Annotated in this window: 21 protein-coding genes; 11 read left to right on the top strand and 10 right to left on the bottom strand. The window is 73.8% G+C overall.

Annotated elements, in window-relative coordinates; translation table 11 throughout:
- Positions 1-42: 42 nt before the first annotated feature.
- Entirely contained in the window at positions 43-450 is a 408-nt protein-coding gene (locus ACTHAM_RS07000) for a rhodanese-like domain-containing protein (protein WP_440685759.1), read from the top strand.
- 60 nt (positions 451-510) lie between these two features.
- Here the strand turns inward: ACTHAM_RS07000 and ACTHAM_RS06995 are convergent, their stop codons facing one another.
- A complete protein-coding gene (locus ACTHAM_RS06995) occupies positions 511-726 on the bottom strand; it encodes a hypothetical protein (protein WP_440685757.1) in 216 nt (71 codons plus the stop codon).
- A 190-nt stretch (positions 727-916) separates the two neighbouring features.
- Here ACTHAM_RS06995 and ACTHAM_RS06990 point away from each other — a divergent pair, with 190 nt between their 5' ends.
- The 3 genes from ACTHAM_RS06990 to ACTHAM_RS06980 all read left to right on the top strand — a co-directional run bounded on the left by ACTHAM_RS06990 (position 917) and on the right by ACTHAM_RS06980 (position 3,515).
- Positions 917-1,363: a methylglyoxal synthase gene (locus tag ACTHAM_RS06990; RefSeq protein ID WP_440685755.1), complete on the top strand. Its 447-nt coding sequence runs from the start codon at positions 917-919 to the stop codon at positions 1,361-1,363.
- Positions 1,364-1,479: 116 nt separating this feature from the next.
- A complete protein-coding gene (locus ACTHAM_RS06985) occupies positions 1,480-2,829 on the top strand; it encodes a sensor histidine kinase (protein ID WP_440685753.1) in 1,350 nt (449 codons plus the stop codon).
- On the top strand, positions 2,826-3,515 hold the full coding sequence (locus ACTHAM_RS06980; protein ID WP_440685751.1) for a response regulator transcription factor: 690 nt from the start codon (positions 2,826-2,828) through the stop codon (positions 3,513-3,515). Before ACTHAM_RS06985 ends, ACTHAM_RS06980 begins: the two co-directional genes overlap by 4 nt.
- Before the next feature lie 70 nt (positions 3,516-3,585).
- Here ACTHAM_RS06980 and ACTHAM_RS06975 read toward each other — a convergent pair whose 3' ends face one another.
- The 5 genes from ACTHAM_RS06975 to ACTHAM_RS06955 form a co-directional block, all read right to left on the bottom strand.
- Positions 3,586-6,120, bottom strand: a complete 2,535-nt coding sequence (locus ACTHAM_RS06975) for an FAD-dependent oxidoreductase (RefSeq protein WP_440685749.1) — start codon at positions 6,118-6,120, stop codon at positions 3,586-3,588.
- 113 nt (positions 6,121-6,233) lie between these two features.
- The gene (locus ACTHAM_RS06970; RefSeq protein WP_440685747.1) at positions 6,234-6,530 is read right to left on the bottom strand and encodes a metal-sensitive transcriptional regulator; all 297 of its coding nucleotides are present in this window, start codon (positions 6,528-6,530) and stop codon (positions 6,234-6,236) included.
- Between the two features lie 48 nt (positions 6,531-6,578).
- Complete coding sequence (gene trxA / locus ACTHAM_RS06965) at positions 6,579-6,953, bottom strand: thioredoxin (protein ID WP_440685745.1); 375 nt, start codon at positions 6,951-6,953, stop codon at positions 6,579-6,581.
- A 52-nt stretch (positions 6,954-7,005) separates the two neighbouring features.
- Positions 7,006-7,383, bottom strand: a complete 378-nt coding sequence (locus ACTHAM_RS06960) for a rhodanese-like domain-containing protein (protein ID WP_440685743.1) — start codon at positions 7,381-7,383, stop codon at positions 7,006-7,008.
- Complete coding sequence (locus ACTHAM_RS06955; protein WP_440685741.1) at positions 7,380-9,176, bottom strand: FAD-dependent oxidoreductase; 1,797 nt, start codon at positions 9,174-9,176, stop codon at positions 7,380-7,382. Before ACTHAM_RS06955 ends, ACTHAM_RS06960 begins: the two co-directional genes overlap by 4 nt.
- A 218-nt stretch (positions 9,177-9,394) precedes the next feature.
- Between ACTHAM_RS06955 and ACTHAM_RS06950 the strand changes: the two genes are divergently transcribed.
- Positions 9,395-10,168, top strand: coding sequence for an ABC transporter ATP-binding protein (locus ACTHAM_RS06950; protein ID WP_440685739.1), 774 nt, complete (start codon positions 9,395-9,397; stop codon positions 10,166-10,168).
- Between the two features lie 14 nt (positions 10,169-10,182).
- A complete protein-coding gene (locus ACTHAM_RS06945) occupies positions 10,183-11,409 on the top strand; it encodes a ThiF family adenylyltransferase (RefSeq protein WP_440685737.1) in 1,227 nt (408 codons plus the stop codon).
- Between the two features lie 19 nt (positions 11,410-11,428).
- On the opposite strand, the gene moaC is transcribed toward ACTHAM_RS06945, so the two are convergent.
- Positions 11,429-12,004, bottom strand: a complete 576-nt coding sequence (gene moaC / locus ACTHAM_RS06940; RefSeq protein WP_440685735.1) for a cyclic pyranopterin monophosphate synthase MoaC — start codon at positions 12,002-12,004, stop codon at positions 11,429-11,431.
- A 227-nt stretch (positions 12,005-12,231) separates the two neighbouring features.
- Here moaC and ACTHAM_RS06935 point away from each other — a divergent pair, with 227 nt between their 5' ends.
- Genes ACTHAM_RS06935 through ACTHAM_RS06920 form a run of 4 tightly spaced genes read left to right on the top strand, consistent with a single transcriptional unit; the run spans position 12,232 to position 14,970 of the window.
- A complete protein-coding gene (locus ACTHAM_RS06935) occupies positions 12,232-12,624 on the top strand; it encodes a TOBE domain-containing protein (protein WP_440685733.1) in 393 nt (130 codons plus the stop codon).
- On the top strand, positions 12,621-13,448 hold the full coding sequence (gene modA / locus ACTHAM_RS06930) for a molybdate ABC transporter substrate-binding protein (protein WP_440685731.1): 828 nt from the start codon (positions 12,621-12,623) through the stop codon (positions 13,446-13,448). The genes ACTHAM_RS06935 and modA overlap by 4 nt, the downstream gene beginning before the upstream one ends.
- Before the next feature lie 2 nt (positions 13,449-13,450).
- Entirely contained in the window at positions 13,451-14,293 is an 843-nt protein-coding gene (gene modB, locus ACTHAM_RS06925; RefSeq protein WP_440685728.1) for a molybdate ABC transporter permease subunit, read from the top strand.
- Complete coding sequence (locus ACTHAM_RS06920; RefSeq protein WP_440685726.1) at positions 14,290-14,970, top strand: ABC transporter ATP-binding protein; 681 nt, start codon at positions 14,290-14,292, stop codon at positions 14,968-14,970. Before modB ends, ACTHAM_RS06920 begins: the two co-directional genes overlap by 4 nt.
- Positions 14,971-14,977: 7 nt before the next feature.
- Here ACTHAM_RS06920 and ACTHAM_RS06915 read toward each other — a convergent pair whose 3' ends face one another.
- Together ACTHAM_RS06915 and ACTHAM_RS06910 are read right to left on the bottom strand one after the other, a co-directional pair.
- A complete protein-coding gene (locus ACTHAM_RS06915) occupies positions 14,978-15,199 on the bottom strand; it encodes a hypothetical protein (RefSeq protein WP_440685724.1) in 222 nt (73 codons plus the stop codon).
- Between the two features lie 212 nt (positions 15,200-15,411).
- On the bottom strand, positions 15,412-16,740 hold the full coding sequence (locus tag ACTHAM_RS06910; RefSeq protein WP_440686141.1) for a DUF6421 family protein: 1,329 nt from the start codon (positions 16,738-16,740) through the stop codon (positions 15,412-15,414).
- A 696-nt stretch (positions 16,741-17,436) separates the two neighbouring features.
- On the opposite strand from ACTHAM_RS06910, the gene glgX reads away from it, so the two are divergent.
- The gene (gene glgX / locus ACTHAM_RS06905; protein ID WP_440685722.1) at positions 17,437-19,626 is read left to right on the top strand and encodes a glycogen debranching protein GlgX; all 2,190 of its coding nucleotides are present in this window, start codon (positions 17,437-17,439) and stop codon (positions 19,624-19,626) included.
- Here glgX and zapE read toward each other — a convergent pair.
- On the bottom strand, positions 19,563-20,576 hold the full coding sequence (gene zapE / locus ACTHAM_RS06900; protein WP_440685720.1) for a cell division protein ZapE: 1,014 nt from the start codon (positions 20,574-20,576) through the stop codon (positions 19,563-19,565). The genes glgX and zapE overlap by 64 nt on opposite strands.
- Between the last annotated feature and the right edge of the window lie 31 nt (positions 20,577-20,607).

Genomic DNA, 20,607 nt, shown 5'->3' with positions numbered 1-20,607 from the left:
GTGCGCCGGTCGCGCCCGCACCGACCTGATACCCTAGGGGGTATGTCGATGACTCTGCGTGGCCTCTCGCCCCTCGCCGTCGCGCTGATCGCCACCGCGACCCTGACCGCCTGCTCCACCCCGGCGAGCGAAGTCACCCTGGTCTCACCCGCGCAGGCCGCCACGCTCCTGACCGAGCAGGACGTCACGGTCATCGACGTGCGCACACCGGAGGAGTTCGCGGCAGGGCACCTGTCCGACGCCGTCAACATCGACATCGAGGGTGGCTCGTTCGACAGCCTCGTGGTGGCCCTGCCCGAGGAGGACACCTACCTGGTGTACTGCCGGTCGGGGAACCGGTCCGGCGTCGCGACGGCCCAGATGGCCGACCTCGGCTTCACGCAGGTCAACGACCTCGACGGCGGGGTCGTGGCCTGGGTCGACGCCGGCGGCGCGCTCGTCACCGACTGAGCCCTCCCACCGGTCCGCACCCACTGGTCCCCACCCCCTCGCCGGCGTGCACACCGACGATCAGCCCAGCAGCGCCGCGAACGCCTCGTACACCAGGAACGCGGGCCAGACCAGCGCCTTGAGCACCGCCACGACGTACTCGACGAACCCGTCGGCCTGCTGCCAGAAGTAGACCAGCGCGCCGATCAGCCCCAGCCCGTACACCGCCCCCGCCCCGCCGGTGCCCGCCGCACCCGCCGCCGCGCTGCCGCTCGTGCGCCCGCTGCCGTTCGACATGGTCGTCCTCCCTGGTCGTGGGCTCCCATCGTGGGCTCACCTGCACGCCGACCGCCACCGCACGACACCGGGCGACACCGGGCGAACTGCTGCCGGGCGGCGCGCACCTGCACACCACGGACAGGCCGGGCCCCTAGGGTGAGCCTGACCGGACGGCGCCCCCGACCGCCCGGTGTGGAAGGAGTCCGCGATGCCCCCCGTCACGCACCACATCGCCCTGGTCGCGCACGACAACAAGAAGGTCGACCTGCTGCGCTGGGCCGAGTTCAACCGCGGCACCCTCTCACGGCACCACCTGTACGCGACCGGCACCACCGGCACCATGCTCGAGTTCGAGCTCGGGCTGCCCGTGACCCGGCTGCTGTCGGGCCCCGTGGGCGGCGACCAGCAGATCGGCGCGAAGATCGCCGAGGGCGTCATCGACATGCTCGTGTTCTTCTGGGACCCGCTGGAGCCGCAGCCGCACGACCCCGACGTCAAGGCCCTGCTGCGCATCGGCGCGGTGTGGAACGTGCCGATGGCGTGCAACTCCGCCACGGCCGACATGCTGATCAGCTCCCCGATGCTGGCCGAGGAGTGGACGGGTCGCCCCGACTTCACGCCGCGCACCTGGGACGGCGAGCAGCCCGCCACCTGAGCCGACCGGGGGATGTCCCCCCTGTCGGACCGACAGGTGCGCCGGATGCCGCTCGGGCGCGCCCCCACGCGAGCATGGGAACGTGCCCGCACCGGGCCACCGAGCCGAGGAGCACCATGCCCAGCACGACACCGCCCGCGAGCGCCGAGGCGGTCACCGACACGCGCCCACCGGTGCAGCCCCTGACCGCACCGTTCGCCCGTCGCACCTGGCAGGAGTTCGGCTACCTGCTGCTCGCGTTGCTGCTGACGCCGTTCGGCTTCACGTACGCGGTGTTCACGGTCTCGTTCACGGCCGGGATCGCGGTGACCGTCGTGGGCCTGTTCCTGGGCGGGTGGCTCGTGGTGGGTGCGCGGGGCTGGGGTGCGTGCTTCCGGGCGCTGGGGCGCGGCCTGCTGGGTGTGGACGTGCCGGCGCCCGCGCCGCACACGCCCGGGCGGGGATTCTGGCGCCGCCTGGGCGCCCTGTTCGCCGACGCGCCCGGCTGGCGTGCGCTGGCGTTCGTCACGGCGGCGTTCCCGTTGGCGATCGCCGCGTTCACGGTCAGCGTGACGTTCCTCGCGGTCGCCCTCGGTGCGGTCACGCACTGGTACTGGTCACGCTGGCTGCCGGCACAGCAGACCGCCGACGGCACGTGGCACCGGGGCACCCAGCTCGGTAGCGGCTGGTTCGTGGACACCGCCCCGCGTCAGGCGGCGCTGGCCGCGCTCGGGGTGCTGTTCGCCCTGCTGTGGGCGCAGGTGACGCTCGGCCTGGGTCACCTGTTCCGGCTGCTGACCCGCGCACTGCTGGGCCCCACCCGCACCTCGGCCCGGGTGCAGCACCTGGAGCGCAGCCGCGGTCAGGTGGTCACCGAGGGCGACGCCCGGCTACGGCAGATCGAACGGGACCTGCACGACGGCACGCAGGCCCGTCTGGTCGCGGTCGCGATGCAGCTCGGCGAGGCCCGTGAGCAGCTGGCCGGCGGAGGGGACCCCGCCGAGGCCCTCGCCCTGCTCGACACGGCGCACGCCTCGACCAAGGACGCCATGACCGAGCTGCGGGAGATCGCGCGCAACATCCACCCGCCGGCCCTCGACAACGGTCTGGCCGTCGCCCTGGACTCCCTGGCCGCACGCAGCCCGCTGCCGGTCACGGTGGACGTCGACGTGCACGAGGCGCCCGGGCCGGAGGTGGAGACCATCGCGTACTTCTGCGTGGCCGAGCTGCTGACCAACGTGGCCAAGCACGCGCAGGCCAGCGGCGCGTACGTGCGCGTCGAGCAGCAGGACGGCTCGTTGCGGCTGCGCGTGCGCGACGACGGGGTCGGCGGTGCACACCTGCGCGTGCCCTCGGCCCGCGGCGGCAGCGGGCTCGTCGGCCTGCACGAACGGGTCGCGGCCGTCGACGGACGCCTGTCGGTGGACAGCCCTGTCGGCGGGCCTACGGTGGTGACCGTGCACCTCCCCCTCCGGGTGGCCGGATGAGCCCCGCCGGCGCCACGCCCCGCCGGGTGGTGGTCGCCGACGACTCGGTGATCCTGCGCGACGGGCTCGTGGCGCTGCTGGGCCGCCGCGGCCACGAGGTCCTCGCCGCCGTGGGTGACGGCGAGTCGCTGGTCGCCGAGGTGGACCGCCTGGTGACCGCGGGGTCGCCGCCAGACGTGGCTGTGGTGGACGTGCGGATGCCCCCGACGCACACCGACGAGGGCCTGCGCGCTGCGCTGCGGATCCGTGCGGCGCACCCCCAGGTCGGGGTGCTGCTGTTCTCCCAGTACGTGGAGACCCGGTTCGCGGCCCGCCTGCTGGCCGGGGACGCCCGTGGGGTCGGCTACCTGCTCAAGGACCGGGTCGCGGACGTCGGGGAGTTCCTCGACGCACTCGAGCGCATCGCGACCGGGCAGACCGTGCTCGACCCCGACGTCGTCGGGCAGCTGCTGGGTGCCGCGCCCGTCGACGCCGGCCTGGCGCGCCTGACCGTCCGCGAGCGCGAGGTCCTCGAGCTGATGGCGCAGGGCCGCTCGAACGGTGCGATCGCCGAGGCGATGGTGCTCACGTACGGGGCCGTGGAGAAGCACGTGACCTCGATCTTCGGCAAGCTCGACCTGGCTCCTGACGCGGGTGACCACCGGCGGGTGCTGGCGGTGCTGCGGTACCTGCAGGTCGCCGGCTGAACGACACCCCCGCACCCGCGGGCCGCCAGTGCGGGCGTGGGGTACGGGGGTGCGGGGGCGTGCGGGACCATCAGATGAACAGCGTGGTGCCCGACTCGTTCGCCTCGCCGAGGAACGTGGCGACCCCGCCGAGCTCCACACCGTCGAGGAGGTCCCCGGCGGCGATGCCCAGCAGGTCCATGGTCATGGTGCAGGCGATCAGGCGCGCTCCCCCGGCCTGCGCCGAGGCGATCAGCTCGGGCAGCGTGGGCACGGCGTTCTCACGCATGACCTTCTTGATCATGGCCGTGCCCGCACCGGCCATGTGCATCTGGGAGAGCGTGAGCTTGTCGGCGCCCTGGGGCATCATCGCGCCGAACATCTTGTCCATGACGGAGCGTTCGCGGGCCGGCGGGTCCTGGCGGCGCAGGGTGTTCAGGCCCCAGAACGTGAAGAACATCGAGACGTCCTCGCCCATCGCGACGGCGCCGTTGGCGATGATGAACGCGGCCAGGACCTTGTCGAGGTCACCGGAGAACACCACGAACGAGGTCTTGCCGGGACCGGTCGCGGCGGGGTGCACGGCGGGAACGGTGCCCGGTGCCGCGGCCGACGGCGCCGCGGCGGCGCCCTTGCGGAACGTGGCCACGTACCCGGGGCCGTGCGGTTCGAGCGCGACGAGCTGGTGGCCGTTGCGGCGGGCCCAGGCGGGTGCGTCGTTGGCGAACCCGGGGTCGGAGACGGTGACGACGACCTCGTCGCCGTCGGCCAGGCCCCGCATGCTCTCGGCGAGCTTCATGATCGGACCGGGGCAGGCCAGGCCGGTGCAGTCCAGGTCGAGGGACACCCCGGTGCCGGCCGCGAGCGCGTCGGCCTTGCGGATCTGCTCCACGACGGCGAGCGACTCGGCGTAGGCGATGACGGGTGCGGGGGCCTCGTCGGCGTCGGGCTCGAGCTCGTGCCAGGCGCGGAACGTGGTCGACCCGCCCGACAGGGTGGCCACGTCGGCGAACCCCCGTTGCACGAGGGCGCGGTGGGCCAGGTAGCTGCGGAACCCGACGGCGCAGTACAGCCGGACGGGGGTGCTGGTGTCCCAGGTGGTGCACTGCTCGCGCAGCACGGCCAGCGGGACGTTCTCGGCGCCCGGCAGGTGCCAGATGGAGAACTCCTCGGGGGTGCGCACGTCGATGATGCGGGCCCCGGCGGTGGCGTGCGGGTAGTCCTGGGCGTACCAGAGGGTCAGGTCGCCGCGCAGCACGTTGGAGGCGACGAACCCGGCCATGTTGACGGGGTCCTTGGCGGAGCCGAACGGCGGGGCGTAGGCGAGCTCGAGCTCTTCGAGGTCGTACACGCTCTGCTCGGCACGCAGGGCACCGGCCAGGACGTCGAGGCGCTTGTCGACGCCGTCGAACCCGGCGGCCTGCGCACCGAGGATGCGACCGGTCTCGGGGGCGAAGAGCACCTTGAGGTTCATCATCGCGGTGCCCGGGTAGTAACCGGCGTGACCCGAGGGGTGCACGTGCACGGCACGGTAGGGCACCTGGGCGGCGATCAGCTGCCGCTCGGTGGCGCCGGTGCCGCCGGCGACCATGTCGAAGACCTTGACGATCGAGGTGCCCTGCGTGGAGCGGTAGCGGGTGTCGCGGCCGCAGATGTTCTCGGCGGCGACGCGGGCCTGCCGGTTGGCGGGGCCGGCCAGGGGCGCCAGGGCGCTGCCGGGCAGCACGGTGTGGGGGGTCTCGACGGCGTCGCCGGCGGCCCAGATGTGCGGGTCGGAGGTGCGCATGTGCTCGTCGACGGCGATGCCGCCGTGCTCGCCCAGGTCGAGGCCTGCGGCGACGGCCAGGCCGGTGCTGGGCCGCACTCCCGCGGCGAGGATGACCAGGTCGGCGGGCAGGAACTGGCCGCTGGTCAGCTCGACGGTGACGCCGCCGTCGGGCCGGGGCGCGAACGCGGCGGCGGCGGTGCTCAGGTGCAGCTCGATGCCGCGGCTGCGCAGGTGGTGCTCGACGGGCACGGACATCTCGCGGTCGAGGGGCGGCAGGATCTGGTCGGCCATCTCCACGACGTGCACCTGCGCGCCACGGTGGTGCAGGTTCTCGGCCATCTCCAGGCCGATGTACCCGGCGCCGATGACGACGGCGCGCACGGGGCCGCGCTCACCGGCCTTCGTGGAGGCCAGGGCGGCGTCGAGCCGGGCCTTGATGGTGTCCATGTCGCCGATGCGGCGCAGCACCTGCACGGCGTCGTGGTCGATGCCGGGCAGCGGCGGGCGCACGGGTTCGGATCCGGGGCACAGGGCGAGGGCGTCGTAGCTCTCGGTGTACTGGCGGCCGCTGTCGACCTCGCGCACGGTCACGGTGCGGGCCTGGCGGTCGATGGCGACGACCTCGGCGCCGACGCGCACGTCGATGTCGAGGGACTCGCGCAGGCTCTGCGGGGTCTGCAGGAGCAGGCGGCTGCGCTCGGTGATGACCTCACCGATGTGGTACGGCAGCCCGCAGTTGGCGAACGAGACGTGGTGGCCGCGTTCGAGGACGACGATCTCCGCGAACTCGTCGAGGCGCCGCGCACGTGCTGCGACCGATGCCCCTGCTGCCACTCCACCGACGACGACGATCTTCACCGTGCACTCCTTCTGATACCCCGGGTGGTATTCCACGACGCTACGGGAGCCGGACGCGCGAAGACCGGGACCCAGGTCCGGGGTCCCGGTCTTCGTCTCGTCCCGCCCGCAGCTCAGGCCAGCGACAGGAACAGCTTCTCGAGCCGGCGCACGTCGAGCGCCGGCTCCCCCGCGCCGGCGGCTGCCGCCTCCGGGTCGCCCTGCGCCGCAGGCATCAGGCACTGACGCATGTTCGCGGCGATCAGCGCGAACCCGGCACGGTCCAGCGCGCGCGAGACGGCCGAGAGCTGGGTGACGACCGCCTCGCAGTCGCGACCCTCGTCGAGCATCCGCACCACGGCGGCCAACTGTCCCTGCGCGCGGCGCAGCCGGTGGGCCACCGCCTGCGTGTCGTCCTTGTCGAGCTCCACGGCCCCTCCTTCGTCAGGTGCCCGCACGGGCACCCTGTGCTCCGCCGGTCAGCCGGCAGGCTGGGACGCCTGCTCGGCGAGCCGGCGCCGCACGTCGTCCATGTCCAGGTCACGCACGGCCTGCACGATCTGCTCGAGCGCCGGTGCCGGCAGCGCACCCGGCTCGGCGTACACCAGCACACCGTCGCGGAACGCCATCAGCGTGGGGATCGAGGTGATGCCGGCCTGCGCGGCCAGCTGCTGCTCGGCCTCGGTGTCGACCTTGCCGAACACGATGTCCGGGTGCGCCTGCGACGCCCTCTCGAAGACCGGCGCGAACATCCGGCAGGGACCGCACCAAGCAGCCCAGAAGTCGACCAGGACGATGCCCTCGCCCTGGACGGTGTCCATGAACGTGGCACCGGTGAGAGTGGTGGTGGCCATGCTGTGCTCCTCCTCGGGAGTCAGGATCGAAGGACGGGACGGGACGGTCGCCTCAGCGGCGCACGGCCCCGCCGGCGCGCTGCCACGCGGCGATGCCGCCGGACAGGCTCGTGGCGTCGTAGCCGAGGCTGCGCAGGCGCTTGGCCGCGGTGCGCGAACGCATGCCGCTGGCGCACATCACGACCACGGGCGTGCCCTGCCGCAGCCGCCGCGGTGCGGTCTCGATCTCACCGAGCGGCACGTGCACGGCCTGCGGCGCGTGCCCGGTCTTCCACTCCGAGCGCTCCCGCACGTCGAGCACCGCGGCGCCCTCCCGCACGAGCTCGAGCGCCCGGGTGGCCTCGACGCTGGCGCGCAGACGTCCGTCGTCCTCCCCGCGGCCGAACATCCTGCGCAGGCGGCCGGCGAACGAGTCGGTGGTGGCGGTCATACGAGCACCTCTTCCTGGGAACGGGGGGTCCTGCGGGCCAGCGTCGACAGATCGGGGCGGGCACTGGACAGGCTCAGCCAGCCGCCGGACAGGTTGCGGGCGTCGAACCCGGCGGCGATCAGCACCCGCGTGGCCAGGTAGGAGCGCACCCCGCTCTGGCAGTGCACGCTCACCGGGCGACCGGCAGCCGCCTCGCGCACCTCCGCCAGGCGCTCCCGCAGTTGCGTGTGCGGGATGTTCAGCGCCTCGGGCAGGTGGCCGCGGTCGTACTCGGCGACCGAACGCACGTCGAGCACGAGCGTGTCCGCCCGCGCGGCGTCCAGGTCCGCCGGGTGCCACTGCGGCAGCACCCCGTCGAGCACGTTCTGCGCGACGAAGCCGAGCATGTTGACGGCGTCCTTGGCCGAGCCGAACGGCGGGGAGTAGGCCAGCTCGAGCTCGGCCAGGTCGTCAGCGGTCATCTCCGCGCGCAGCGCGGTGGCCAGCACGTCGATCCGCTTGTCGACCCCCGCACGACCCACGCCCTGCGCGCCCAGCAGCCGCCCGTCGGGCGCGAAGCTGGCCACCAGGTGCACCTGCTCGGCGCCCGGGTAGTAACCGGCGTGGTGACCGGGGTGGATCCGGACGACCTCGTGCGCGATCCCGGCCCGCGTCAACGTCGCCTGGCTCGCGCCGGTGACGGCCGCGGTCAGCCCGAACACGCGCACGATCGCGGTGCCGAGCACGGAGGCCTGCGGGGTGGTACGCCGACCGAGCATCGCGTCGGCGGCACGACGACCCTGCCGGTTGGCCGGACCGGCCAGCGGCACGGGCCCGACGGAACCGGTCACCGCGTGCGTGACCTCGACGGCGTCACCGACCGCCCAGATGTGCGGGTCGGAGGTGCGCTGGTCGGCGTCGACCCGGATCGCCCCGGCGGTCCCCAGCTCGAGGCCTGCCTCCCGTGCCAGCTCGCTCGCCGGGCGCACGCCGACGTTGACGACGACGACGTCGGCGTCCAGCACCGTGCCGTCGGACAGCGTGACGATCACCGGTCCGTCGGGGTCCAGACCCGTCGGGGCCACCGACCGCGCGGAGACGCCCAGGTGCAGGCCCACGCCGTGCGCGGTCAGCTCGTCGGCCAGCAGCGGTGCCAGCTCGGCGTCCAGCGGCGGCAGCACGTGGTCGGCGAGCTCGACGAGGTCGACCTGCAGCCCGCGGGTGACCAGCGCCTCGACGGCCTCCAGCCCGATGAACCCGGCGCCGACCACGACGGCGCGACCCGCACCGGGATGCTCGACCACGAGACGGTCGACGCGGGCACGCAGGGCGTCCAGGTCGGGGATCGTGCGCAGGGCGTGCACGGCAGGCAGGTCCAGGCCCTCGATCGGCGGGCGCACGGCGACCGAGCCGGGCGCGAGCAGCAGCGCGTCGTACCCGAGCTGGTACTCCTGGTCGGCCGTGCGCACCGTGACGGTCCGGGCCACGCGGTCCACGGCCGTGACCCGGCTGCCGATGCGCACGTCGAGCGCGAGCGCGGCGGCCAGCGAGTCGGGGGTGTGCAGCAGCAGGTCGTCGCGGCGGGTGATCTCCCCCGCCAGCTGGTACGGCAGGCCGCAGTTGGCGAACGAGACGTACCCGGACTGCTCGAGCACGACGATCTGCGCATGCTCGTCCTGGCGGCGGGCGCGTGCCGCCGCGCTCATGCCGCCGGCGACACCGCCGACGATGACGATCCGCCGTGCCGCGCCGGACGGGGCGGCCGAGGAGGAGGCAGGGTTCTGGTCGCTGCTGGCTTCGAGGTTCGCATCCACACGAAGACCATACCCCCGGGGGTATCCAGATGCCAAGTGTGCGCCCCCGCACCGGCGGCCCGCAGGCCCCACGGCCCGCGGGATCCATCCGGCCGTCCCGTACGTTGGGCACAGGACGCCAGAACGCCGCACGGTCGACCGCACCCAAGGGGTGCGTGCGCACGGACGGCACCTGGCACGGGCACGGCACGCACGGGACGAGAAGCGGTGACGCACGGATGAGCGGTACGGACGGGGTCCTGGAGGCCCGCGGGGTATGGGCGGCGTACGGCAGCACGCCCGTGCTGCAGGGCATCGACCTGACGTTGCGGCCCGGTGAGGCGATCGGGCTGCTCGGGCGCTCCGGCATCGGCAAGTCGACCCTCGTCGAGCTGCTCGCCGGCGCGGCCCGCCCCGACCAGGGCACGGTGACCTTCGCCGGGCGCACCACCCACAAGCCGCCGCTGCGCCACCGCAAGGCCGTCCGCGCCCGCCTGCGCACCGTGCACCAGAACGCCCTGGTCGGCATCGACGCCCTGCACACCGTCGAACGCGTCCTGACGGGCGCACTCGGCGACGCCCGCAGCGCCGGACGCTCCACCGGCCGCGACGTCGACGAGGTCCTGTCCCTGCTCGACCTGCCCATCGCGTACGCCACCCGCCGCGTGGGCACGCTGTCCGGCGGCGAACGCCAGCGCCTGGCACTCGCGCACGCCGTGGCGACCCGCCCCGACCTGGTGCTGCTCGACGAACCCCTGACCGCCGTCGACCCCGGCATGCGCGACGACCTTGCCGACCGGCTCGCCGAGCTCGTCGCCGCCGAAGGCATCGGCCTGCTCGTCGCCTCGCACGACATGCGCCTGCTCGACCGCCTCACCCGCCACGTGCACGTGCTGGCCGACGGCCGGCTCGTGGAGTCAGGACCGCTGCGCGAGGTGCTGGCCGACCCGCAGCACGAGGACACCCGCGCACTGGTCGCAGCCCTCGCCCCGACGGTCCAGATCCCCGCCTGAGAACCCCCACGGCCATGCCGCTGCCCCCGCTCGTCGAGCCCGCCGGACCGCTCACGGCGGCCGAGCGCACCCGCTACTCACGACACCTGCTGGTCCCCGGCATCGGCGAGCTCGGCCAACGTCGGCTGCGCAACGCCCGGGTGCTGGTGGTCGGCGCGGGCGGCCTCGGCTCCCCCGTGCTGCTCTACCTCGCCGCGGCCGGCGTGGGCACCCTGGGCATCGCCGACGACGACGTGGTCGACGAGTCGAACCTGCAACGCCAGGTGGTCCACGCCTCCGACGCCGTGGGCCGCGCCAAGGTGGACAGCGCCGCCGACGCCGTGCGCCGCACCGACCCGTCCGTCACCGTCGTCACGCACCACCTGCGCCTGGACGCCTCGAACGCGCTGCAGGTGCTGGACGGCTACGACCTGGTCGTCGACGGGACCGACACGTTCGCCACGCGCTACCTGGTGGCCGACGCCTGCACCCTGACCGGCACGCCGCTGGTGTGGGGGTCGGTGCTGCGCTTCGACGGGCAGGTCGCGGTCTTCTGGTCGGACCCGCCGGCCGGGCACGGGTACCCGGCGGTCACCTACCGCGACGTGTTCGCCCACCCCCCGGCACCCGGCGAGGTGCCCTCGTGCGCGGAGGCCGGCGTGCTGGGGGCGGTCTGCGGCGCCGTCGGCTCGGCCATGGCCGTCGAAGCCCTCAAGCTGATCGTCGGGTTCGGCGACCCGCTGCTGGGACGGGTGGCCACCTACGACGCGCTGCGTGCCCGGTGGCGCGAGGTCCCGGTCCGGCCAGACCCGCACGCCCACCGCGTGACCGCGCTGAGCGACCTGGACGCGACCTGCGCCGTGCCACCGACCGACCTCGGCGCCCCGACGCCCCCCGGCGAGGCGAGCGAGCGCGGGACGGTCGGGTCGAGGACACTGACGGCGCCCGAGCTGGCCGCGCTGCTGGCGGCACGCGCCCGTGGCGAGAGCGACCTGGAGCTCCTCGACGTGCGCGAGGCGGCCGAGCACGAGCTGGTCTCGATCCCCGGGGCCCGCCTGCTCCCGCTGTCCGCGCTGCGCACCGGCGGCGGCCTCACCTCGCTCGACCCGTCACGCCCCCTGGTGCTGCACTGCAAGGGCGGTCAGCGCTCCGCCCAGGCGCTGCAGGTGCTGCACCAGCACGGCTTCACCGACGTGCGCCACCTGCAGGGCGGCATCCTGGCCTGGATCGACCAGGTCGACCCCTCGCTCCCCCGCTACTGAACCGGCGGTCGGCGGCCCGCTACGAGGTCGGCACCGCCCGCCGCCAGGTCCCGCTGCGCCCGCCGGTCTTCTCCTCGACGTGCACGTCGGTGATCACGGCGCCCTTGTCGACGGCCTTGACCATGTCGACCAGCGTCAGCGCCGCCACGCTCACGCACGTCAGGGCCTCCATCTCGACCCCCGTGCGGTCGGCGGTGCGGACCGTCGCGGCGATCTGCACACCGTCGTCGACGACCTCCAGCTCGACCCGCACGCCGTGGATCGCGATCGGGTGGCACAGCGGCACCAGGTCCGGCGTGCGCTTGGCCGCCTGGATCCCCGCGATGCGCGCCACCGCGAGCGCGTCCCCCTTGGGCACTCCCTCGCCGCGCAGCAGGGCGACGACCTGCGGGGAGAGACGCACGACGCCGGAGGCCGTGGCCGAGCGGGCGGTCACGGGCTTGTCGGCGACGTCGACCATGTGCGCGGCACCGTGCTCGTCCTGGTGGGTCAGACGGACCGGTGCCGGGGTGGCCGGGTCGGCGGTGCCGTGGGCTGCGGCGGCCTCGGCGTCCGCGGCGTGCTGTGCGCCGTCCGCGGGGTGTGCGGTGCTCATGCGTGTGCTCCCTGTGCTGGCGGGGCGTGGGGCTCGGGCGGCCCGTGCGACCCGGCGACGGTACAGCGCCGGCCGCCGAGGGCGCTGGGGTGCGCCGGGCCAGGACGGGCAGCGGGGGCGCGCCGGCTCAGGACGGGCCGGTGGAGGCCTTTGCACCGTGCCGCATCTGCGGTTCTTCGCTCGCTCTGACACCGCACATGCGGAGCACTGACCCCTACACTCGCCTCATGCCTGCCTACCGGGTTCCCGAGGTCGCCGAGCTGCTCGGTGTCAGCGACGACACCGTGCGCCGATGGGTCGAGGCCGGTCGCCTGCCCGCCGCGCGTGACGAGGCGGGCCGACGCACGGTCGACGGCGTCGACGTGGCGGCCCTCGCGCAGGAGCTGGCCACGTCCGCACCCGACGCACGTGCCGCGTCGGTGTCGGCGCGCAACCGGTTGCCGGGCATCGTGACCCGCGTGGTGCGGGACACCGTGATGGCGCAGGTGGAGATCCAGGCCGGTCCGCACCGCCTGGTCTCGTTGCTGAGCCGGGAGGCCGCCGACGAGCTCGGCCTGGAACCGGGTGTGCGCGCCGTGGCCGTGATCAAGGCCACGCACCTGGTCGTGGAGACCCCGTGAGGCGCACCCGGTGGTCGGCGGGCACGGCGGGGGCGACCGCTGCGTGCGCGCTGCTGCTGGTGGCCTGCACGCCGTCGGCCGCCTCGAGCCCGTCGTCGCGCACCGCATCGCCGGCGTCGGCGTCGGCGTCGGCGGCAGCCTCGGGCGAGTCGCTGACCGGCGACCTCGTCGTGCTGGCCGCCGCCTCCCTGCAGACGACCTTCGAGGTGCTCGGCGACCGGCTCGAGGAGCAGCACCCCGGCCTGGAGGTGACGTTCAGCTTCGCCGCCAGCTCGACGCTGGCCCGGCAGGCCGTCGCGGGAGCGCCCGCCGACGTGCTGGCCACGGCGAGCTCCTCGACCATGCAGGACGCCGCGGCCGCGGTCCGGGGCGAGCCGACCGTGTTCGCGCACAACTCGCTGGTGGTGGTCGTCCCGGCGGGCAACCCCGGGGACGTGAGCACGGTGGCCGACCTGGCCGACCCGGGTCGCACGGTGGCGCTGTGCGCGGTCGAGGTCCCGTGCGGTGCGGCCAGCCAGGCCGTGTTCGCCGCGGCGGGCCTGACCCCAGCACCGGACACGTACGAGGCGGACGTGACGGCGACGCTCACCAAGGTCGTGCTCGGTGAGGTCGACGGTGCCCTGGTGTACCTGACGGACGCGCGGGCAGCCGGTGAGGCCGTCGAGTCGTTCGCGTTCCCCGAGGCCGCGCAGGCCCGCAACGACTACCCGATCGCGGTGCTGACCCAGTCGGGCAACCCGAGCGCCGCGCAGGCGTTCGTCGACCTGGTGCTCTCCGACGCAGGTCAGGGCGTGCTGACCGCGGCCGGCTTCGCCGGACGGTGAGCATGCGCACACCCCGACTGGCCCCGGGATCCCGGGGCACGGACCAGGCACGTCCCGCTCGGCGGGTGCCACCGCTGGGCATCGCGGTGCCCGCCGCGGGGGCGTTCGTGTTCCTGGTGCTGCCGTTCGCCGCCCTGCTCGGCGCGGCACCGTGGTCGGCCCTGCCGGGCCTGGTCGCGTCGCCGGCGGTGCGTGAGGCCCTGTGGTTGTCGTTGCAGAGCGCGACCGCGGCCACGGTGATCTCGGTGCTGCTCGGGGTGCCGCTCGCGTGGGTCATCGCCCGCGGCGACGTCCCCGGCGCCGGGGCGTTGCGCGCGGTGGTCACCCTGCCCCTGGTGCTGCCGCCGGTGGTCGGCGGTGTCGCGCTGCTGATGCTGCTGGGTCGGCGCGGTCTGCTCGGGCGCCACCTGGAGACGTGGTTCGGGGTGACGATCCCGTTCACGACTCTGGCGGTGGTCATCGCCGCGACGTTCGTGGCCATGCCGTTCCTGGTCGTCTCGGTCGAGGGGGCGTTGCGCAGCAGCGACCTGCGCCTGGAGGAAGCCGCGGCGACCCTGGGCGCGTCCCGCTGGTACACGTTCCGCCGCGTCACCCTGCCGCACGTGGCCCCGGGCATCGCCGCGGGGGCGGTGCTGTGCTTCGCCCGGGCACTGGGCGAGTTCGGTGCGACGATCACGTTCGCCGGCAACTTCCCGGGCACCACCCGCACGATGCCCCTGGCCGTGTACCTGGCGCTCGAGCAGGACCCCGACACGGCGATCGCCCTGTCGCTGGTGCTCGTGGTGGTGTCGTTGGTGATCCTGCTGGCGTTGCGGGGGCGCTGGCTCACCCGGACACCGGCATGAGGGCCGCGGAGCCGGCCGTGGCCGCGACCGGTCTGCAGGCGCACCTGGCCGTGCGCCGTCCCGGGCTCGACCTGGACCTGCGGCTGGACGTCGCGGCGGGTGAGGTCGTGGCGCTCGTCGGCCCCAACGGGGCGGGCAAGTCGACCGCGCTGCACGCCCTGGCGGGGCTGATCCCGCTGCACGCCGGACGTGTCGTGCTGGGCGAGGCGGTGCTCGAGGACCTGCCCGGCCTGCGCGTGCACCCCGAGCACCGGCACCTGGGCGTGGTGTTCCAGGACCACCGGCTGTTCGCCCACCTGAGCGCGTGGGAGAACGTCGCGTTCGCCCGCCGGGCGCGCGGAGAGCCTGCCGGGCAGGCGCGCCACGATGCGCAGGAGTGGCTGGACCGGGTCGGTGCCGCCGACGTCGCCCGGCGCCGTGCCGCACGGCTGTCGGGTGGGCAGGCGCAGCGTGTCGCCCTGGCCCGCGCACTGGCAGGTCACCCTCGCGCCCTGCTGCTCGACGAGCCGTTCGCCGCCCTGGACGCCGCAGGCCGCGACGCGCTGCGTGCGCTGGTGCGCCGGCACGTGACCGAGCACGGGCTGCCCACGGTCCTGGTCACGCACGACGCCGCAGACGCCGACCACCTGGCCGACCGGGTCGTGCGACTGCACGAGGGACGGCTGGCACCTGCCTGAGCGGTGGCTAGCGGACGGTGCCCTCGTCGTCCAGCTCGACCTCGTCGAGCGCCTCCAGCAGCACCGCCCGCCACATCTCGAGCTCGAGCGCGTCCTCGGCCTCCGCGATCGCCCGCTCGTAGTCCTCCAAGGACTCGCCGGGTTCCGGCACGCCGTACGTGCGGGCAGGGCTCACCGCGGGGCGTCGACCACGGTCGGCACCCTCGTCGGACGGCCTCGCGCTGCGCACTGCGCACTCCTTTCGGGCACACGTCACCCTTGCGGGCACCGGTGCGATCACAGACAGGATGGCTCAGCAGCGCCCGTGTGGCGAGTCGGACCTGCCCTGGTCATCCGGTTCGTCCGACTCTCGAGGGCACGCGTGGCACCGGGCTGCGCGGTGCGTCACCCAGGTGCCACCCCACCGACGCACCGGTGACGTACCGGCGGCTCACAGCCCGTTCACGCGGAGCCGACGATCCCCCGCGTCGAGGCCACGACGTCGCCCAGCTTGCGCGCGAGCGCCTCGTAGAACATCGACAGCGGGAACTCGTCGGGCAGCACTGCGTCGGTCAGGCCCTTGGGTGGGCCGTCGACGGGCAGCGCGGGCGGCCCCTGGGCCCACACCGAGGCCGGGTGCGGTTCGAGCGTGCCGGCCACCAGCGCGTAGGCGGCCAACCAGTGCGCGGTCTTGGGGCGGTCGATCGAGCGCCAGTACAGCTGCTCGATCTGCTCACCCAGCGCGAGCACGGCCTGCGGCACGCGCGGCCAGTCGAGCGTGAGCCGCGAGTCCGTCCAGTGCAGCACCCCGTGCCGGTGCAGCCATGCGAAGAGCAGCTGCCCACCCAGCCCGTCGTAGTTGCGCACCCGCGTGCCGGTGACGGGGAACCGGAACAGCCGGTCGAACAGCACCGCGTACTGCACGAGCCGTGCGTGCGGCACCCCTTCGGCCTCGAGCCGCACGGCCGCCCGGAACGCCGTCAGGTCGCAGCGCAGCTCCTCCAGCGAGTACAGGAAGTACGGCATGCGCTGCTTGATCATGAACGGGTCGAAGGGCAGGTCGCCGCGCATGTGGGTGCGGTCGTGCACCAGGTCCCACAGCACGAACGTCTCCTCGGCCAGGGTCTGGTCGACCAGCAGGCGTGCCGCGTCCGGTGGCAGCGCCAGGCGGGTCGTGTCGGCCGCGGCCTGCACCACGCGCCGGAACCTGGCGGCCTCCCGGTCGGCGAAGATCGCCCCCCACGTGAACGTCGGCACCTCGCGCACCGCCACCGTCTCGGGGAACAGCACCGCGGAGTTCGTGTCGTACCCGGCCGTGAAGTCCAGGAACGTCACCGGCACGAACATCGGGTTGGAGAACTGCTGCGCCTCGAGCTCGGCGACCACCTGCGGCCAGCGGACCTGCAGCAGCACGGCCTCCAGGTGGCGGTCCGTCGAGCCGTTCTGCGTGTACATCGGGAAGAGCACCAGGTGCACCCGTCCGTCGACGCGTTGACGTTCGGGGTGGAACGCGGTCAGGGAGTCCAGGAAGTCCGGCACGCCGAACCCACCCTCGGCCCACCGCAGCAGGTCCTTGGCGGTCGCCGCCAGGTGCTCCTGGTCGTGCGGCAGCACCGTGCCGAGCACGGTCAGGGCGTCGACGGCGGTGGCGACCCGTGCCTGCGCTGCCGCATGGTCACCCGGGTCGGCGATCGACCCGTCGTGCCCCTGCCATCCCTGCAGCGCGGTCACGGCGTCCTTGAGCGCCAGCCAGGACGCGTGCCGGGGCAGGTCGTCGGCCGCCGGGCGCACGGGGCCGGTCGGGTCACGGCGGGCCGCCCAGAGCACCGCGTTGAGCAGCACCTGCGCCGCACCGGGCAGCTGCGGGTCCCCGACGTCGACACCCAGCACCGCCACCCGCGGGGGCATGCCCGCCGGCACGGGCGTCGGGCTCAGCGCGAGCGCGGCGACGACCGGGGCGTCGCGCACGCTGCCCTGCTGCGGCCCACCGACCCACAGCGCCGGCACGGCGGGCGCCTGCACCTGCAGGGTGGCGCGCACCGGCAGCGCGGGGGTCCCCGCCCAGGCCAGCAGGTCCTCCGCGGGGGCGGCCGCCGGGTCCGTCGCAGGGCCGCCCAGCGTGAGGGGCTCCCCCGGGTCGGCAGCCCGCGCGTGCACGCCCACGGAGCCCAGCAGCGCCCCGAGCGACTCCTCCGGTGCCCCGTCGAGGAGCACGACGAGCCCGGCCGTCCCGGTGCGTCCGTGATCGGAGCCGCCGACGACCACGTCGGGGTCGTCCTCGGGGCCGACCAGGCGCAGGCCGTGGTGGAGGAGGTGCTCGACCAGCGCAGGGTCGAGCTCGACTGTCAGGTGCACGTGCGGGAAGAGCCTCATGTGGTTCTCACCATTCGGACGGCAGCGTTACTGCACCGTACGGTCGGCCCCGCGGACGGTCAACGGTTCACCCGGTACCCGGCACCGCACCCGCGGTGCTGGCATGGTGTGGGCATGTGGATCTGGCCTGGTAAGCCCGCCCCGCTCGGTGCGACCTACGACGGCGCGGGCACCAACTTCGCGCTGTTCTCGGAGGTGGCCGACCGGGTGGAGCTGTGCCTGATCGACCAGGACGGCACGGAGTCCCGCATCGACATGCCCGAGGTCGACGGGTTCGTGTGGCACGTGTACGTGCCGGCGGTGGTGCCTGGGCAGCGGTACGGGTACCGGGTGCACGGTCCGTTCGACCCGGCGCACGGCCACCGCTGCGACCCCGCCAAGCTGCTGCTCGACCCGTACGCGAAGGCCGTCGACGGGCAGGTCGACGGGCACCAGGCGCTGTACTCCTACCGGTTCGACGCCCCGGACCAGCGTGACGAGCAGGACTCCGGACCGCACACCATGACCTCGGTGGTCGTCAGCCCGTACTTCGACTGGGAGCACGACCGCCCGCCGCGCCACGGGTACCACGAGTCGGTGATCTACGAGGCGCACGTGCGCGGCATGACGCAGCTGCACCCGAAGATCCCCGAGGAGCTGCGCGGCACGTACTCGGCGCTGGGCCACCCGGTGATGCTCGACCACTTCACGTCGCTGGGGGTGACGGCCGTCGAGCTGATGCCGGTGCACCAGTTCGTCAACGACCCCTCGTTGCAGGCCAAGGGCCTGTCGAACTACTGGGGCTACAACACCATCGGGTACTTCGCGCCGCACAACGGGTACTCGGCGTTCCCCGGCGGCGGGCGCCAGGTGCAGGAGTTCAAGCTCATGGTCAAGGCGCTGCACGAGGCGGACATCGAGGTGATCCTCGACGTGGTGTACAACCACACCGCCGAGGGCAACCACCTGGGTCCCACCCTGAGCTTCCGGGGCATCGACAACGCCAACTACTACCGGCTCGTCGACGACGACCCGTCGCACTACTTCGACACCACGGGCACCGGCAACTCGCTGCTGATGCGTTCCCCGCACGTGCTGCAGCTGATCATGGACTCGCTGCGCTACTGGGTGCAGGACATGCACGTCGACGGTTTCCGGTTCGACCTGGCGGCCACGCTGGCCCGCCAGTTCCACGAGGTCGACCGCCTGTCGGCGTTCTTCGACCTGGTGCAGCAGGACCCGGTGATCTCCCGTGTGAAGCTGATCGCGGAGCCGTGGGACCTGGGCGACGGCGGCTACCAGGTGGGGGGCTTCCCGCCGCTGTGGTCGGAGTGGAACGGCAAGTACCGCGACACCGTGCGCGACTTCTGGCGCGGGCAGCCGGCCACCCTCGGGGAGTTCGCGTCCCGGCTGTCCGGCTCGGCGGACCTGTACGAGCACACGGGGCGCCGCCCCAAGGCGAGCGTCAACTTCGTCACCGCGCACGACGGTTTCACGTTGCGCGACCTGGTCTCGTACGACCAGAAGCACAACGAGGCCAACGGTGAGGGCAACGCGGACGGCGAGAGCCACAACCGTTCGTGGAACTGCGGCGTCGAGGGCCCCACGGACGACCCGGCCGTGCTGGCGCTGCGCGCCCGTCAGCAACGCAACTTCCTGGCCACGTTGCTGGTGTCCCAGGGGGTGCCGATGCTCGCGCACGGCGACGAGCTGGGCCGCACCCAGCAGGGCAACAACAACGTGTACTGCCACGACGACGAGCTGTCCTGGGTCGACTGGGACCTGGACGACGAGCGTGCGGCGCTGCTGGAGTTCACGCGGCGGGTCGTGCGGATGCGTCGCGACCACCCGGTGTTCCGCCGTCGCCGGTTCTTCGCGGGGGCGCCCGATCACGGCGGGGAGTCCTCGTTGGGGGACATCGCGTGGTTGACCCCGGCGGGTGAGCACATGCAGGAGCAGGCCTGGCGTGACGAGCAGGCCTCGTCGGTGATGGTCTTCCTCAACGGCGACGCGATCACGGAGCCGGACCCGCGGGGTGCGCCGATCGTCGACGACAGCTTCCTGGTGCTGTTCAACGCCGAGCCGGAGCCGACGACGTTCCGGCTTCCCCCGGTCGAGTTCGGCCCGTGGTGGTCGGTGGTCCTGGACACCGACTCGCGGTTCACCACGGGGACGACGCTGCGTGCGGGGCGCGCGGTGGACCTCTCGGACCGGTCGATCGTGATCCTGACGCGCCGGACGCACCCGGCGACCCCGGAGCGTCAGCGGGCCAGCAGGTCGGCCCCGTCGGCGGCGAGCGAGCCGAGCCGGGACAGCGCCCGGTAGTACTTCTTGCGGTAGCCGCCGCGCAGCATCTCCGGCGAGAACAGGTCGCGCTCCCCCGCGCCACCGAGCAGCACGGGCACGTCCCGGTCGTAGAGGCGGTCGACGAGCACCACGAGCCGCAGCGCGACGTCCTGACGGCGCACGGGGCGCACCCCGGTGAGGGCGACGAGGCCGACGCCGTCGAGCAGGGTGCCGTAGCGGCTGGGGTGCACGGTCGCCAGGTGGGCCAGCAGCGCACCGAAGTCGTCGAGCGTGGCGTCGGGCCGGGCGGCGGCCGCGGCGCGCACCACGTCCTCGGGCAGGCCGTCGGCATCGGTGACGGCCGATCGGTGCCGGTAGTCCTCGCCGTCGACGCGCAGCACCTCGAACCGGGCGGCCAGGGCCTGGATCTCGCGCAGGAAGTCCTCGGCGGCGAACCGCCCCTCGCCGAGCGAGCCGGGCAGCGTGTTGGAGGTGGCCGCGAGCGCGACGCCGCGGTCGGCGAGCTCGCGCAGCAGGCGGGACATGAGCACGGTGTCGCCCGGGTCGTCGAGCTCGAACTCGTCGATGCAGACCAGGCGCCGGGTGGCCAGGGCCTCGACGGTGGGGGCGAACCCGAGGGCGCCGACGAGGTTCGTGTACTCCACGAACGTGCCGTACGCGGCCTCGTGGGTGCCGACGGCGTGCGCGAGCGAGGCGAGCAGGTGGGTCTTGCCGACGCCGAAGCCGCCGTCGAGGTACACCGCGACGGGCGCGGTGGGCCGCGAGCGCTGCCACCAGTGCCCGCGGCGGGCGGTGAGCACCTGCTGCGCGGCGACCCGCAGGCGTTCGACGGTGGCGGCCTGCGTGGGGTGGGCGGGGTCGGGGCGGTAGGTGTCGAAGGTCTCGGCGGCGAAGTGGCGTGGAGGGACGAGCTCGGCGAGCAGGCGGTCGCTGGCCACGACGGGGTGGCGGTCGGTCAGGCTGGGCACGGGGGGCCGTCCTGTTCCCGGTGCGCCGGTG

This window comes from Cellulomonas soli, assembly GCF_052036975.1.
Lineage (GTDB): Bacteria > Actinomycetota > Actinomycetes > Actinomycetales > Cellulomonadaceae > Cellulomonas > Cellulomonas soli_A.
The sequence above is the reverse complement of the archived record's forward strand: the minus strand, read 5'-3'. Positions and strand labels throughout refer to the sequence as shown.

Bases quoted from the DNA above. Each gene is read 5' to 3' on its own strand.
- glgX (WP_440685722.1), top strand. From the start codon at position 17,437: ATGTGGATCTGGCCTGGTAAGCCCGCCCCGCTCGGTGCGACCTACGAC.
- moaC (WP_440685735.1), bottom strand. From the start codon at position 12,004: ATGAGCACCGCACACCCCGCGGACGGCGCACAGCACGCCGCGGACGCC.
- ACTHAM_RS06990 (WP_440685755.1), top strand. From the start codon at position 917: ATGCCCCCCGTCACGCACCACATCGCCCTGGTCGCGCACGACAACAAG.
- ACTHAM_RS06935 (WP_440685733.1), top strand. From the start codon at position 12,232: ATGCCTGCCTACCGGGTTCCCGAGGTCGCCGAGCTGCTCGGTGTCAGC.
- ACTHAM_RS06945 (WP_440685737.1), top strand. From the start codon at position 10,183: ATGCCGCTGCCCCCGCTCGTCGAGCCCGCCGGACCGCTCACGGCGGCC.
- ACTHAM_RS06995 (WP_440685757.1), bottom strand. From the start codon at position 726: ATGTCGAACGGCAGCGGGCGCACGAGCGGCAGCGCGGCGGCGGGTGCG.
- ACTHAM_RS06920 (WP_440685726.1), top strand. From the start codon at position 14,290: ATGAGGGCCGCGGAGCCGGCCGTGGCCGCGACCGGTCTGCAGGCGCAC.
- ACTHAM_RS06985 (WP_440685753.1), top strand. From the start codon at position 1,480: ATGCCCAGCACGACACCGCCCGCGAGCGCCGAGGCGGTCACCGACACG.
- ACTHAM_RS07000 (WP_440685759.1), top strand. From the start codon at position 43: ATGTCGATGACTCTGCGTGGCCTCTCGCCCCTCGCCGTCGCGCTGATC.
- ACTHAM_RS06950 (WP_440685739.1), top strand. From the start codon at position 9,395: ATGAGCGGTACGGACGGGGTCCTGGAGGCCCGCGGGGTATGGGCGGCG.
- ACTHAM_RS06960 (WP_440685743.1), bottom strand. From the start codon at position 7,383: ATGACCGCCACCACCGACTCGTTCGCCGGCCGCCTGCGCAGGATGTTC.
- modB (WP_440685728.1), top strand. From the start codon at position 13,451: ATGCGCACACCCCGACTGGCCCCGGGATCCCGGGGCACGGACCAGGCA.
- trxA (WP_440685745.1), bottom strand. From the start codon at position 6,953: ATGGCCACCACCACTCTCACCGGTGCCACGTTCATGGACACCGTCCAG.
- ACTHAM_RS06980 (WP_440685751.1), top strand. From the start codon at position 2,826: ATGAGCCCCGCCGGCGCCACGCCCCGCCGGGTGGTGGTCGCCGACGAC.